The 15,888-nt window shown below is 30.5% G+C and carries 12 protein-coding genes, 1 tRNA gene and 1 pseudogene; 3 read left to right on the forward strand and 11 right to left on the reverse strand.

Going from position 1 to position 15,888, the window contains the following annotated elements:
* Positions 1-2: 2 nt before the first annotated feature.
* Positions 3-1,250: a Gamma-glutamyl phosphate reductase gene (gene proA / locus NOVO_00880; GenBank protein AIL64586.1), complete on the forward strand. Its 1,248-nt coding sequence runs from the start codon at positions 3-5 to the stop codon at positions 1,248-1,250.
* 162 nt (positions 1,251-1,412) lie between these two features.
* On the opposite strand, the gene NOVO_00885 is transcribed toward proA, so the two are convergent.
* The 5 genes from NOVO_00885 to NOVO_00905 all read right to left on the reverse strand — a co-directional run bounded on the left by NOVO_00885 (position 1,413) and on the right by NOVO_00905 (position 6,606).
* Positions 1,413-1,877: a DNA polymerase III subunit chi gene (locus NOVO_00885; protein AIL64587.1), complete on the reverse strand. Its 465-nt coding sequence runs from the start codon at positions 1,875-1,877 to the stop codon at positions 1,413-1,415.
* Between the two features lie 18 nt (positions 1,878-1,895).
* Entirely contained in the window at positions 1,896-3,380 is a 1,485-nt protein-coding gene (gene pepA, locus NOVO_00890; protein AIL64588.1) for a Cytosol aminopeptidase, read from the reverse strand.
* A 14-nt stretch (positions 3,381-3,394) separates the two neighbouring features.
* Positions 3,395-4,009, reverse strand: coding sequence for a membrane protein (dedA, locus tag NOVO_00895; protein AIL64589.1), 615 nt, complete (start codon positions 4,007-4,009; stop codon positions 3,395-3,397).
* Between the two features lie 131 nt (positions 4,010-4,140).
* The gene (locus NOVO_00900) at positions 4,141-6,384 is read right to left on the reverse strand and encodes a Thioredoxin-related protein (protein AIL64590.1); all 2,244 of its coding nucleotides are present in this window, start codon (positions 6,382-6,384) and stop codon (positions 4,141-4,143) included.
* Positions 6,385-6,423: 39 nt separating this feature from the next.
* Entirely contained in the window at positions 6,424-6,606 is a 183-nt protein-coding gene (locus tag NOVO_00905; GenBank protein ID AIL64591.1) for a hypothetical protein, read from the reverse strand.
* A 200-nt stretch (positions 6,607-6,806) separates the two neighbouring features.
* On the opposite strand from NOVO_00905, the gene NOVO_00910 reads away from it, so the two are divergent.
* Positions 6,807-6,883 (forward strand) — tRNA-Arg (locus tag NOVO_00910).
* A gap of 135 nt (positions 6,884-7,018) precedes the next feature.
* Here NOVO_00910 and NOVO_00920 read toward each other — a convergent pair.
* The 6 genes and pseudogenes from NOVO_00920 to NOVO_00945 all read right to left on the reverse strand — a co-directional run bounded on the left by NOVO_00920 (position 7,019) and on the right by NOVO_00945 (position 14,312).
* Positions 7,019-8,058, reverse strand: a pseudogene (locus tag NOVO_00920) (proline iminopeptidase; disrupted).
* 651 nt (positions 8,059-8,709) lie between these two features.
* Positions 8,710-9,198: a hypothetical protein gene (locus tag NOVO_00925; protein ID AIL64592.1), complete on the reverse strand. Its 489-nt coding sequence runs from the start codon at positions 9,196-9,198 to the stop codon at positions 8,710-8,712.
* Positions 9,199-9,391: 193 nt separating this feature from the next.
* Positions 9,392-9,802, reverse strand: coding sequence for a hypothetical protein (locus NOVO_00930; protein AIL64593.1), 411 nt, complete (start codon positions 9,800-9,802; stop codon positions 9,392-9,394).
* Between the two features lie 171 nt (positions 9,803-9,973).
* Positions 9,974-10,720 carry an Inner membrane protein YbhL gene (ybhL, locus tag NOVO_00935; GenBank protein AIL64594.1) on the reverse strand — a complete coding sequence of 249 codons (747 nt, stop codon included), beginning with the start codon at positions 10,718-10,720 and terminating at the stop codon, positions 9,974-9,976.
* An 86-nt stretch (positions 10,721-10,806) separates the two neighbouring features.
* Complete coding sequence (locus NOVO_00940; GenBank protein ID AIL64595.1) at positions 10,807-12,573, reverse strand: putative peptidase; 1,767 nt, start codon at positions 12,571-12,573, stop codon at positions 10,807-10,809.
* Between the two features lie 8 nt (positions 12,574-12,581).
* Positions 12,582-14,312 carry a tetratricopeptide repeat protein gene (locus NOVO_00945; protein ID AIL64596.1) on the reverse strand — a complete coding sequence of 577 codons (1,731 nt, stop codon included), beginning with the start codon at positions 14,310-14,312 and terminating at the stop codon, positions 12,582-12,584.
* Between the two features lie 86 nt (positions 14,313-14,398).
* On the opposite strand from NOVO_00945, the gene NOVO_00950 reads away from it, so the two are divergent.
* Positions 14,399-15,733: a hypothetical protein gene (locus NOVO_00950; protein ID AIL64597.1), complete on the forward strand. Its 1,335-nt coding sequence runs from the start codon at positions 14,399-14,401 to the stop codon at positions 15,731-15,733.
* The last annotated feature ends 155 nt before the right edge of the window (positions 15,734-15,888 follow it).

Here is a 15,888-nt window from a genome sequence, read left to right on the forward strand (position 1 = left end):
CTATGAATATTACAAATGAACTTACTAAAGTAAAACAAGCAAGTAGTGCTCTTTTTTTATTAAATGATGAGCAAATCAATAATGTTTTAAACGAATTAGCTTTAGTATTATTAAATAATGCTGTAAAAATCATTGCTGAAAATAAGAAAGATTTGGCAAGTATGGATAAAGGTAATCCTATGTATGATCGCCTCTTTCTTGACGAAAATAGAATACGCAATATTGCAGATAGTATTAAAAAAGTTGCATTGTTACCTACTCCCATAAAACATATATTGCAAAAAAAAATAATGCAAAATGGCCTTACGATCAATAAGATTTCTGTTCCGCTTGGAGTAATAGCTGTTATTTACGAATCAAGACCTAACGTAACTATGGATGTATTTAGTCTATGTTTTAAAAGTTGCAATGGCTGTATACTCAAAGGCGGTAAAGAAGCTTATTATAGTAATGTCATATTAGTATCAATAATTAAAGAAGTTTTAGTCAAAAATCACATTAATCCTAATATCATTGCACTCTTTTCTTTGAATAGAAAAGAAACAAAAAATTTAATTATGGCAAATGGCCTGATAGATGCTTGCATACCTAGGGGTAGTAAAAATTTAATTGATTTTGTAAGAGAAAATGCAACTATACCTATTATTGAAACTGGTGCTGGAGTGGTACATTTATACTTTGATTTACATGGAGATATTACCAAAGGAAAAAATATCATCAATAATTCTAAAACTAGAAGAGTAAGTGTGTGTAATGCTTTAGATTGCTTACTAATACATAAAGACCGTTTATATGATTTATATACCATTATAGAACCTTTACAATCTCATAATGTTGAACTCTTTGTTGATAAACAAGCATATCAGATACTCAAAGATAACTATCCTGCTAATTTGCTTTCCTATAATGAGCAAGAAATTTATGGACAAGAATTTTTATCATATAAAATGTCTATTAAAACTGTTACCTCTTTAGATGAGGCAATACAACATGTTACAAATTATACCTCAGGACATAGTGAAGCAATTATTACTGAAGATAATACAGCCTCAGAATGTTTTATACAATCTATTGATGCTGCCGTAGTATATATTAATGCCTCAACTGCTTTTACAGACGGAGAACAATTTGGAATGGGGGCAGAAATTGGTATTAGCACACAAAAATTGCATGCTCGTGGCCCTATGGGGCTAGATTCATTGACCAGCTACAAATGGATTGTGTATGGCTCGGGTCAAATTAGAGAGTAAAAACAAGGTACTCCTCACAGAAAAATTTATTTTTTATAAAATATGACATCATTTCTTGCTCATTACTTACAATTTTTTGTCCGAAAGTAGGATTATTTGTTTGTCATTACCGCAAATCATTACTTTTTTCTTTCCCCAGATACTTGTGCGCGAATGATATTCCTAAGCAAAGTTATAATTATTATTTTGTTCCCAGGTACCGTTTTGAGTTTGTTGCCAGTAAATAATATTATGTCCTTGTTTTTGATATTCAGCTATACGTAGCTTTGCATTTTCCAATTCTTCTTCATCATTACCATTAAATATATCTATACATCTTGTAAAACTTGATAAAAATTTTGGTTTTATACCATAGGTAGTAATTAGTATTTCAGCATTATTTGGATTTTCTTCTTCAGAGGTTAGATAAATAGGTTGCTTATTAATGAACCCCTCTTTTTTAGTACCATGTGGAAGAAAAACTTTAGTACTATAGGTCCAAAGTAAATCATTTAAAATATTCATCTGCTCCTCTGTGGGAGAAAGCAATATAGCTTTTTTTCTAGTAGCGACTACCTTCTCAAGTAACCTTGGTAAAGCGCGTTCAAGCTGTAAAACTGTCAAATGATAAAAACTAATTTCAGTCATAATTTTAATAATGTATTTTTATTCATAATAGGCTTTCACAAATTTATTTAATAACCTCACCCCAAAGGCAGTTGCACCTTTTGGTGTTAAAGGTAAATCCTTCTTAGTCCATGCAACACCTGCTATATCAAGATGTGCCCAAGGTACATCGTTAACAAAACGCTGTAAAAATTGTGCTGCGGTAATGCTACCTGCTCCTCTTCCATTACTGATATTTTGCATATCAGCTATTGCTGACTCAATCTGTTTATCATATGCAGGATCTAAAGGTAATCTCCATAATTTTTCTCCAACTTTTTCAGCAATGTCTAATAATTTTTTTGATAAATCATCATTATTAGAAAATAAGCCTGCATATATTTCTCCTAAGGTCACCACAATTGCACCTGTTAAGGTAGCTAGATTAATCATAAATTTAGGCTTGAATCTATCTTGGCAATACCATAAAGCATCGGCTAAAACTAACCTACCTTCAGCATCAGTATTTAAGACTTCTACAGTTTGACCAGACATAGTTTTTACTACATCACTTGGGCGCTGAGCATTACCATCAGGCATATTTTCAACTAATCCTATGATACCAACAACATTAACTTTTGCTTTACGAGCAGCTAGCGTCCTAATCAACCCAACTACAGTAGCAGAACCAGCCATATCATATTTCATATCTTCCATACCAGCAGATGGTTTTATAGATATACCTCCGCTATCAAAAGTAACACCTTTCCCTATAAAAGCTATTGGAGGATCATTATCATTTGCTCCTTTCCACTCTATTATTACTAATTTAGGCTCTCTAATACTACCTTGAGCCACCCCAAGTAAAGCGCCAAAGCCTAGTTTTTCCATTTCTTTATACCCAAGAACTTCAACTTTTACTCCCAGTTTTGTTAATTCTTGACAACGATCTGCATAGCTTTCAGGGTATAAAACATTTGGCGGCTCAGAAACTAAATCACGAGTAAAATGTACTCCCACAGCAACATGCCTACAACTACTGAAGTTCTCTTCTACATCTTGTGCATTTTTGACGATTAAAGTGATAGACTTTAATGATAATAATTGTTCATCTACTTTTTGAGTTTTATATTTTATGAATTGATAATGGCGTAAATAAATACCCTCACCAACTGCCATACTATTTTCTTGAGAAGATATAAAATTTTGGTCTAATATGAGTGTAGCATTTTGGATCTTTTTAGCATTCAATATTGCTGTAATTTCACCACCAAAATTCATGAAATCTAAATGTGTTAGATCTGTTTTTTTTCCTATTCCTATCAGAAAAAATGTTTTAATTATATTTTTTTCTGCATGAGTAATAATTAACTGATCACCTTTTTTCCCTTTAAAACTGGAGTCATTTGCTAATATATTACCTATTATATTATTATATTTTTGGCTTTGTGCCTGTACATTTTCTAATAATTCTAATTCTTCTGAAATAGGTATAATAATATTATTATCATGATCATTTATGGTTTCAGCAAATTTAATTTCCACACACACCTCAATATTTATAATTTAGTTTGATTACGTTTATTCCATGATTTTAAAATAATATATACAATGATTATAATAGCTATAAGCAAAATCATCGCCAGTTTTATAACCATTAAATATTTTTTAATAGTATCTTGGTTGCTACCAATAAAATATCCTACACTAAGTAAAACCACAACCCAAATAGAACTGCCAAGAAATGTATATGTCAGAAAAGGCTTAATAGGCATTTGCGCTAAACCTGCTGGAAAAGAAATATAATGTTTTACTCCAGGTAAAAATCTCCCTGTAAAAGTAGAGATATTTCCATGGCGTGCAAAAAAACTTTCAATTTTTTTTAATTTTTGCTCATTCATGAAAAAATATTTACCATATTTTATTATCAAATTTCTCCCATAATGTAAGGCTATCCAATAGCTAAGCCAAGAACCTCCTACAGTTCCAGCAATACTGTATATAAGTACTAAATATAGATTCATCTCACCCGTACTAATGAGATAACCTGCTGGCACTAATGTAATTTCTGCAGGTAGTGGGATAAAGGTACTTTCTATAAAGGTCATAATAAATATGCCTATATAACCAAATTTATGTACAAAATCTGTAATCCAACCTAAAAACTCTAACATTAACTAAACCTATCTTTACCTTGTATAATATTTTCTTTATATTTTAAGTTTATTATAGCAAATTCAATATAACGTAATTTCTCTATTAATATGTTGTATATCAAAATTTCATAAAATGCTAATACTTTAAATTAATCAATCTTGTTAAATGAGGAATTTTGTACTGCAACAAACACTTTTTCATACAATTTATCTTTATACAAACAATTATTTTCCGAACATAACTGATAATATAAGGTAACATCTAATCGTTCAATATTATTTAAATTAGAAGGATTATTAAAAGATATATTAGCAGATATATGAAAATGTTTTTTATATAATTTTACTTTATCTGTCACGTTTGGATAAGTAATGTCATGTAAAGTTAAGTTTGATGATCCAGAAATATTAAATGTGGTTGGATAAAAATTAGAGTTATCATGTGCATAAATATAATAGTTATTATCTATTTCAAAATAAAAATATATCGTAATAGTCTTCATTGTATATATTAATATAGGCACGTCTATATTTACAAGTTTAACATGTTTAAATGCTTTTTCTAGCATTAATTTGTAATAAACACCTGATAAAAAATATGGGAATCTCATAGGTTGTAAAATGATTTCTTGGGTAAAACTATTAATTAATTTATTAGCCTGTTCAAGCCATATTTTATTATTAGTAAGTTCACATATTTGAACTAAATTATCTAACATAATAGAGTTTGCTGAAGGAATAGTAACATCATGGGCTTCTCTAACTAATATTAGGTGCATATAATCATTCTTTTTATTAGTATAAACATAACTACCATCAGATTCTAAGAAGATAGTATTACACTTATTTAATAGATCTAAAGATTTTTGAAGCCAATACTTCTCAGCAGTAAGGCGATAAAGAGCTAATAGTGCCTGGATAGCATAAGCATAATCTTCAGAAAATGCTTCAATTGAATCATTACCTACTATGTGCATTAATTCGTTTTTTTTATTTATACAATTTTCTACCAGGAAATTTGCTGCTTTCTTGGCAATTTTTGTATATAAGCTATTATTTAAAATTAATCCTGCATTTGCATAAGTGGTGGTCATCATCGAATGCCAAGAAGTAATTATTTTAGTATCAATATTAGGATGATTTCGTTGCGCTCTAATTAAACGTAGCTTTTCTAATATAGGTTTTATTTTGATATAATTAACTTCGATATCATAATTATTACAAAATAATACTCCTTGCTTACTAATATTGCTAATGTTACTAATATTATTATCTGAATTTTCTTGGATAATTTCTAGTTCAAAATAGGAAAAAAATTCCTTATATTCTGCATCTGATAATGCAGATTTAATTTGTGCTTTATCCCAAGTATAATATTTACCTGGCACATGATTTGTTTCTGCATCAATTGATGAATAGAAACCTCCATTTTCATTTTGTAAAGATGTCTGTACAAATTTTAAATTAGAATCTAGGATATTTTTATAATATTGATTTTTAGTAATACTGTACGCATTTAAGTAGCAATTGCTTAATAAAGATTGGTTATATAACATTTTCTCAAAATGAGGAATACGCCAAGCAGCACCAATAGTATAGCGATGAAATCCACCATCTACATGATCATACATAGCACTTTTTGCTATTTTATTAAGGGTATGAAAAGCCATAAAAAATGCTTGTGGATTTTCAGATGATGATAGAAGAAAATGGGTATAGCTTTCATTGGGGAATTTTGGTGCACCAAAAAAACCACCATGCTGAATATCAAAATATATTCCCAGCTGATCTGAAAGCTTTTCAACAATTTGTTCATCTAAAATAATATCATTTGCAGCAATAGATGATATTTTATCAAGTTGAACATGCATTAAATTAGTAATATTACTAGCATTATTTATTAAATCATCATGCCTTAACCTCCACCATTCTTCTAATTTAAGCAATAATGTTTGAAAATTTAACTTATTATGTGCTCTAATCAGGGTACCTATTGCAAAAAATGGTTTTAGATCATGAGTCAAAAATATATTATTTGGCCAACCACTTTCTCCGGTTAAAATTTGTCTAGCACTCATGTATATTTTATCTAGATCTGGGTGTTCTTCCTTATCAACTTTAATGTTGATAAAATGCTTATTTAAGGTATCACCTATCTCTTGGGATGACAATATTTCACGTCCCATTACATTACACCAATAGCAACTGTAATATCCTATACTTACAAAAATAGGTTTATTTTCAGCCTTGGCTCTTACAAAAGCTTCCTCACACCAATCATACCAATCAATAGGATCATGGGCATGTTGTAATAAATAAAGGCTTTTTGAGTTAATCAGCCGATTGGTATACTTCCATGTTCCATCGCTATTTCTTAAAAAATCGTTATCCATTACTTTCTTCTAAATAATAAAGTTAATAATAGTTAATAATTATACTAACATTATAATATTAACAAATGGATAAAAATTATAAAGAAAAACATTAGGAAAATTAAGAAGAGAAGAAACTATTTCATCCACATTATAATAAATTAGTAACTTGACAATATCGCTGGTAACCGTTTCTGGGTATATAGGACGTGTTGTATAATTCCAAACAGCTCTTTTAGTCATTCCAGTAATAGGGATAATCTATATATCTAACTAACCTGGTACTACTTTCTTCTATAATTTTCGTGTAAAAGCTTCTAAAGATAAGCCTTTTACAAAATTAGGTGCTAAGAACCATAATAATTAATATAACGTACTATTTTTCTCTTGAATTTTATATATTACAGGTGTAATCCTTAATCACTGTCAAAATTTAATATATAGGGGCCGTAGCTCAGCAGGATAGAGCATCAGATTCCTAATCTGAGGGTCGTGCGTTCGAATCGCGCCGGTCCCACCAGTTTTTCTCTAGTTTTTTAACTAAAACATAATGCAGGTTTATTTATTTAGGTCGCAAATAGGTCGCATTAAGGATAATATTTAGTAATATAATATAAGAAAAAAAATGAAACTGGGTTTAATATTCGGAGTATTATTAGATGGATATTTCACTTTTAATTTTATAAATTTCATACATTCTTTTACAAGCTTCTACTAAAGCTTTTGACATTGAAGGTTCAGAGGCAGAATGACTAGCATCTGAAACTATAGTTAATTCTGATCCTGCCCAAGATTTGTACAATTCATAAGCTGATTTAGGTTTACAGATAGTATCATAACGACCATGAATTATAATACAAGGCAAGTGAGAAATTTTCTGAATATTATCTAATAATTTATTTTCTTTTAGAAAAAAATTATTTATAGAATAATGAGCAAACGTCCTGGCACAGCCTAAAACCAATTTATCTTCTTTTAATATATTATCAATTCTTTCTTTCGAATGAATAAGATAAGCAGCTGTAAAATCATATTTTATAAACGATTTAGCTGCAGCCATATGTATTTCAGGATGTGGATCCATAAGTTGTTGATAGTTCCAGCAATTAAGTTAGTTTGCTCTTCTTTAGGCAAAAAATTTTTAAATTCTTCCCAAGTCTCAGGAAATATATCTTGCATTCCATACCAGACATTATTAATTTCTGATTGCCTGCCTAAAAATATCCCTCGTAAAATAAACCCTAAGCACTTTTCTAGATAAGTTTCGCCATAGGCTATAGATAGAGCACTTCCCCATGATCCACCGAAAATAAACCATTTCTCAATTTTTAATAAATTACGCAATTTTTCAATGTCTTCTATAGAATCTTGTGGAGTGTTATCACGCATTTCCCCAAAAGGGCTAGAGGCTCCTGAACCTCTTTGATCAAAAAGAATAATACGATAATGTTTAGGATCAAAATAACGTGCGTCATGATTATCGCAACCTGCTCCTGGCCCACCATGAATAAATAAGACTGGGGTATCACGTGGATTACCATATTCTGCATAAAATAAATTATGTAATTCTGAAATTTGGAAGCAACCCTGATTGTAAGGATTTTTTTCAGGGAATAAAATTTCATCTAAAGTTTGATTGCATTTATAAACTGTTTCTGAAATCCGTAGGGAAGAGGAATTGCTTTTATGATACATAATAAATTTTCTTGAAAAAAATTACACATTTAATTTATAATTAATATATTATACACATAGGATAACTATTTTGAAAAGTAGACAATATAAAAATTATTAAGCTAATACTTAATTAAAAGGATTATATATAAATGAGGAGCGAAAGCTTTGATTCCTGTAGCTACTATTTCAAGGAGCCAAGATGAATTAAAGTATAAACCGAAAGAGAAGAAAAAATATTTATTACAAACGAAATGAAATTATAGCCCATATTAAGAAACATAAAGAGTTTAGGGAAGGCTTAAAGGGATTGGAAGGTAGCAAATGTCTATCATAGAAGATCATTAATAGAATAGTTAATGTTTAGATTGAAACGTATTTTTGGATTTTATTGGCAACAAAAAAGTAATAGGGGTAGAATGAATGAAATAATTACAAAAGTTAATATACTGAATAAAATGATGTCATTTGGCAGAGCAGTTTATAACATCGCATAACCGCAAGAAAATAAGAAAATTTTATAGATTAGCATGGTTGAGAATTTTATACATCCACGCAACAATGCCTTACCGCGAAAACAGTAATCTAGTAAAGTGCGAAGCTAATAAGATACGTTTTCACGGGTATGACCAAAAAAAACTTCTTTTACATATTAGAAGCTTAAAACTATAGTTATGCTCCTCTGCTATTGCTACTGCTAACTCTAATACCATCCACAAAACTTCTAGGTTTATTTGGTGGAGTTTGCTCCCTACCTAGTTGTTCATAGATCTCTGCGATTCTACTATTTTGAAGAGTTGGCTTAGGATCAGCGCAGAATACATCTATTACTTTTCCTTCTTTGATTCTTAAAATGTCGTATGCTTTTTTTTCATTACCTTTTTCATCTAGTCTTGCAACAAACATCATTCCTGAGAAAGCACTATTTTCATCTTGAGGAATGCTAATTTGAGAGACCTGATTTTTTGAGTGCTTAAAATCAAGTACCATACCTAATTCCTTATTGGCATTTTGTATTCTACATCTCTCAATATTGCCATTCTCTTCTAACTTTACCAGATTATTAAATATTGTAGAGTGATAGTCCTTTATGACTTGATCATGGAAGTCAGAGGTACGAGAGTTGAGAGATTCTCCTGCTTTTAATGGTTGCCTTAACAAATAAAACAGATTATTTATTGCTTCTTCACTTAAAGCAACAAAAGTTTGCTGGGCTGGTTGTGAAGGTGCTTTTCCTTTATTTTTCTTTTGAGGTGAGGTAGATGGCTCTTCATCAGCGGTATCATATTTTCTAGAAGAAGAGGAACTGCTAGATGAACTAGAAGTTTGAGCAGGTGTTGGTCTAGGATTTTCTTTATAGAATTATGGTTGATTCTACTTCATATAAAAATTCTACCTCATCATCAAAGGTTATGTGGTATAAGTGAAACCCTACCTTATCTATAAATGATGCTATGATAGCTTCATTTTCAGAAACTATTTCAGGGAAAACCTTCGTTTGTTTTGAGTGATTCTGTAAAAACTCCATAACGCCTAGATATATACTCTTTTCTCTCTCATTAATAAGCTTAGTTGCGTCTGCCTCAGAAAAAGAATTGTTATTTTGCATGGAAGTTTTATAAATATTAAAGTCCTTAAGTTTACTATTCAACTCACGCTGTAAAATGTTATATGCTTCCCTATCCATAGTGCAATATGTAGCATTTTTTCCTTTAATCTCATCTAATGATTTCATTTTATCCCTATTTTTTACCTTTTGTGTCATATAAAATTATTAATTTCTATTAATTATATAACATTTGCTATATTTTTTCAATTATATTTTTTTAAATAATCTTAATACATTAAAATAAATTAAAATATAGAAAATAGATACAAAAAAACCCTCTTCAAAATTAAGAGGGTTTTTTGTAAGTAGTAATTGTTTTATAAGAGATTAATCTCTTCTATTACCAAAGAATTGGAGTAATTGAATAAAGATATTAATAAAATCCATGTATAAGGCAAGTGCACCCATTACTGCTACTTTTGTAGAAACTTCATTATTAATACCAAATTGGTAATACATAGATTTTATTCTTTGAGTATCATAAGCTGTTAACCCAACAAATATTAATATACTAAGGATAGAAACTGCAAATTGTAAACCAGTGCTCTTTAAAAATATATTAATTAGTGAAGCTATTAAGATACCTATTAATCCCATAATTAAAAAAGAACCAAATTGGGTTAAATCTTTTTTAGTGGAATACCCATAGATACTCATAGCACCAAATACACCAGCTGTAATAAAAAATACTCGTGCTATAGATTCACCAGTATATACCATAAATATTGAAGATAGTGATAAACCTATTAGAGCAGCATAAGTCCAGAATAATGTTTGTACAGTTTGAACAGACATTCTGGTAATGCCAAAATTAAAGGCAAATACTAATACTAAAGGTGCAAAAGTCACCAACCATCCTAAGCCAGAAATTCCAACTATATGTCCAGCTTGCATTACATATAGCATATTCATGATGGTTTCTGAGGAAGCAGCAAACATCGATATAGCACCAGTTAAAACTAAAGCACCAGCCATATAGTTATATACTTGTAGCATGAAAGCTCTTAAGCCTTCATCATACTGGGCAGCTTTAGCATGAGCGCCAGAAACATTATATTTTGTGAAATCTTTCATAATTTTTACCTTTTAAATAGTACCTCAAACACTTATCTAATTAGTATTATAATGTCTATTTTAAGAAAATCAAGAGACTGTATAAATTAAATAGGCTTTACGGCAAAACTTAACCATTTTAATACTATTTGATCGCTAATTAGAGGTGAAATTTTGTCCCATATCTGTTGATGATACCTATTTATCCAGTTTACCTCACTAGAAGTTAACAAGTCAAGTTTTATTAATTTTTTATCTAAAGGTACAAATGTAATGGTTTCAAAACATAAGAAGTTTGGTAGGGATTCACAATTTTTAGTTAAGATAAGATTTTCTATTCTAATACCATATTGATTTTCGAGATAAATCCCAGGCTCATTAGATAAGATCATCCCTGGTAATAAGGCTACGTTAGTTGCTTTAGTGCTAATGCTTTGTGGCCCTTCATGTACGCCAAGAAAACTGCCTACCCCATGTCCTGTACCGTGTGCATAATCGAGTCCTTCTTGCCATAATGGTGAGCGTGCTAATATGTCAAGCTGATATCCACAAGTCTTTTTAGGAAAAATTGCTTTAGCTAGTGCAATATGGCCTTTTAATACTAATGTAAAATGGGTTTGTTCCATTAAAGAAGGGGTACCTATGGCAATAGTGCGTGTTATATCGGTAGTTCCACACTTATATTGCCCACCTGAATCGATAAGCAATAATCCATTAGCAGTAATTTTCCTATTACTCTTGATAGAAGGTTGATAATGAATAATAGCTCCATGTTCTGCAAAAGCTGCAATTGTAGCAAAGCTTGGATATATAAAATCAGGTTGCTGTTTCCTAAATTCGAGTAGTTTAGCCGAAATATCCAGTTCTGTCAGATTAAGATCCAAGGATTGTTCTAACCATGAGAAAAAATAACATAGAGCAACTGCATCTTGAAATTGACTTTCATATGCGCCTTTTATTTCAGTATCATTTTTGCATGCTTTAGGGAGTTTACATGGATCTTCTTTGTTTAATATATTGATTTTATAATGCTCTAATTTATTAATTAACCAATAGGAAGCAGATTTTATATCTATTTGTACTGTTTTTTCAGAGAGTTTAGATAATTTATCTTCAAAATTTTCTGAATTATGTAATTTTATATTTGGCGGAAAGGATGTTTTTGAGTCTCGATTGTTAATAAATAAGTCAATAGAGTTATTACTGTAAAGAATAGCTCGTGCTAAGACTAAAGGTGTGTATGGAACGTCTGTACCTCGTATATTTAATAACCAACATAATGAATCAGGGGCTGTAATAATTACCGCCTCTGTTTGATGTTTTTGTAATTCTTGAGTTATTGAATCAACCTTAAGTTCAGAATTAATACCACTATATTTTATCTCATGTATTAAAATAGAGGAATTAGGTTTATGAGGGCGATCATGCCAAAGTTCATCAATAAGGTTAGTAGTGCAAGGAACAAGTTTAATATTTTGCGATTTTACTATCGATTGTAAATTAGTAATTTGATTATACGTATGTAACCAAGGATCAAATCCTATCTTGGTTCCGAGTGTGCTATTATTTAATATCCACTTCCCAATATTATATTCCAACAAATTCTGGATTTCATAATAACTTCCTAGCTCATTTTTGGCTTGTAGTGTATATCTACCATCGGTAAAGAAAGCAGATTTTGTTCTGAGTATTATTGCTACACCGTTTGAGCCAGAGAAATCAGTAAGCCACTTTAATCGCTTTGCATAATCTGGTATGTATTCACCTAAAAATTCATCTTGTGATGGGATGATAAATCCATCTAAATTAGCTTCTATAAGTTTTTGGTGTAATAAAAGAATTTTTTTAGGAATAATGTGATTATGATTGTGCATAATAATATTTACAATTTATTTATTTTATTTCTTAAACGTCTTTTTATTTGGGTATTATCACTATTCTGTAAAGCGCGTTCCCATTCGTATTTTGCTTGTCGGTTATAAGATAATTTATAATAAGCGTCTCCAAGATGTTCTCCAACTGTGGGATCATTTGGCAGAAGCTCTATAGCATTTTCTAAAAGGTTAAGAGCTTTTTCATAATGTCCTTGTAGGTAAAGTGCCCATCCCATACTATCTAAGACTTGAGGATTTTGAGGATCATTTTCATAAGCAATTTTAATCATTTCTGTTGCTTTATCAATATTTTTACCATGCTCTAGCCAAGTATATGCTAGGTCATTCATAACTGTATATTGCTCCGGATTAAGCTTTAGAGCTTTTAGAAAGTCTTTTTCAGCTTTTATATTATTTTTTAATAAACTATAATTAGTGCCACGTATATAAAATAACACCCATTCTTTTTTTTGTATGTTAGGTATACTAGCTATTATGTTGCTGTAAATATTATTTGCTTTAATATATTCTCCTTGCGAACTATAGCTATTTGCAAGCAGCATTAAAGGTTCTATATATGTAGGGTTAATCTGGTATAAAGCACGTAGCATATATCGTGATGTTTTTATATCACCTATTATATGCAGAATTTTAGCTATTTCTAATTGTGCATAATAGTAAAATTCTGAATTAGCGGGTATTAGCTTATAATATTTCAGTGCTGCATTATAATTATCCATATCTAATAATATGGAAGCAATTAGTAAGTGGGCTGGTTTATAATTGGGATTAAGATAGAGCGCAAGTTCACTACATATTAATGCTTTAATATAAAATACTTCTTTATTCAGTAAGCTACTTATTAAGGTAAATGTAAAAACTATTCCATCTATGGCATTATTAATGGGCCGCGTGTGAAAAGCATCCACTGATGAAACATTATCCAAGGAATTTTGAAAGATAGGATTATTAGGGTTAACAGCAAGTAGTGCACTATATAAAGCTTTAGCCTTATGAAAATTGTTCGCTCGAGCATAGAAATTTGCCACAAGGTTAATTATATCGTATGATAATGATAATTGAGTTAATTGGCTATATTTCTGCTTTGCTATGTCGTTTAATCCTTCTAAATCGGCCATCATAGCTTCTTGCAATATAATCATTTCATCATTTGGTTGTGGGCTTCTATGCAAACTAGCTATTGCTTTTTGATAATCTCCTTCACCAAGATGGCACCAGCTGATTAATATTAGTAATAGCATTTCATCTATTTTGTATAAATTGTTAGTGCTGAGCGCTTGTTCAAGCTTTTGCCTAGCTTTCTCAAAGTTACCAGCATGTAAGTCTTCAAACGATAAAATAATATTAGCGAGGTAACCAGAATTAGTATTGTTTGAAAATTGCTTTATTAGTAATATAGCATTTTGAGTATTTCCTTCTAGGATATTGGTAATATAGCTGTATTCAAGTAAAGTATTTTTTAAAGCATTATTATCTGAGCTCTGAGATTTTTGTAAACTATCTTGAAAAAACTTAGCGGCTATTGCTGTTTGAGTAGTTTTGGATGCATAATATCCTGCAAGATAGTCGCCATATACACTATGTATAGTTGTTATAGTTGTTTTTTTATCCATATTTAAATATTTATTAAAGAAATCTTTGATAAATATATGATATAATAAATTGCATAGTAAAAATATTAATATAAATAAAATTAATTTGAGTAGCTTATTTGTCATAAGATATAAAATATAATAAAATGTTTATGTATCGTATCATCATTAACTATAGATAACAAATAGTAAATTTATTGTGAAGCTAAATAATGTCTAATTTATATCATATATTGCATGCGATGCCAGCTTTAGATCGTGAGGAGATGCCACCTCAGCTGGAGGAGGTAGCAAAATCATTAGTGCTATCTGGTAGATTACGCATAGATGCTAACGATAAAATTAATTTTGCCCGTCTATATTTACCATACGATGGTGTTAGTATGATGTTTAGTTTAAGAGAACTAACGGATATAAAACTGCTTGGTCATACCAAAAAAATTATTACAATGGTGTTACAAAAAAGGCATAAAAATCAAGGTTTAATGGATAAAGTACAACAGGAGGTTCTGAAGTTAAGAAATGAAATTAAGAAATATCAGCCTGTAAGTGAAAAATTAGAAATGTCTTTAGCCAGGCTAGTAGTTCAATCTGTGCATCCAGTAGTAATGCTAATGCTATTATGGGAAAGAGTAGAAATATTTATATCATATTCATATACTATAGGTGATGTCTTAGATGTGGTTTCTTGGCAGTATGCTGGTGATAATAGTGGTATGCAAAGCACAGATGGTAGAATGGCAACCATTTATATATCGGCTGGGGGAAATCCTTTTGCTGAAACTACTGAAGATGCAGTTTATGGTGATGGTTTTCCTGCTATGGCTAGGATGATGATTATAGGAGCCCAAGAAATGGGCCATTATTCTGATATAATGCGAGATGCTCATGGCAGGCAAATTTCTAGATATTCGGCCAATTTAAATGCAACTAAAGCAAAAGAAAATGTGCGTATTGGCAGATTAAACGATATTAAGAATCTTCAATTGATCAGAAGCATGTTGATAAAATTTAACGTATTACGTTTAGCTGAGCATGAACGTCATTTAAAGTTTTTCAGAAAAAATAAGAGAAGAGGTATAACAGTATTATTTACGATAAGCAAAATTTGCTTTTGGCGCGGATGTATGATGCGTAAATCTCGTTCTAAAAAGTTTTTAGGATTTGTTTTATTTTGGAAAAAAGAAAAATATCTTGCAAGTAGGATTATTGCCATGCTTGACGATATGGAATTTAATTTAACACCTAAAGCAGATGCTTATTCACGTGCAAATAAAGTAGAGGAGGAGGCTATAGCTTGTGTAGAAGCCTTAGCACGAGTGCCTCAGCAAGTAGTAAAATGGGGAGCAAACCTCACAAAAATTATATGGCCTAATTTATATTCGATTTATTATAAAGAAGTTATACCAGGGTGTATGGTTGCATATAAAAATATGACGGGTAAAGATTATAATCTTAAATTAACTACTCCAGGCTTTCATCCTTTATATAGGTTAAAACGCTTATTTAGAAAAAAAATTAAAAAATATTCAAGCTGGAATTATTAATTATAAAAGGCACATACTTATTTCACTTCTCCCCTAGGGGAGAAGTCGTGAAAAACTTCAGTTTTGAGCGGATGAGGGGTATATATATTAAATAATTAAGATATACTCTTTTTTGTCATTAACGCAAAAGCGGTAATCTAGTAATGTTCCAGATT

It is taken from the genome of Rickettsiales bacterium Ac37b, from assembly GCA_000746585.2.
Lineage (GTDB): Bacteria > Pseudomonadota > Alphaproteobacteria > Rickettsiales > Arcanibacteraceae > Ac37b.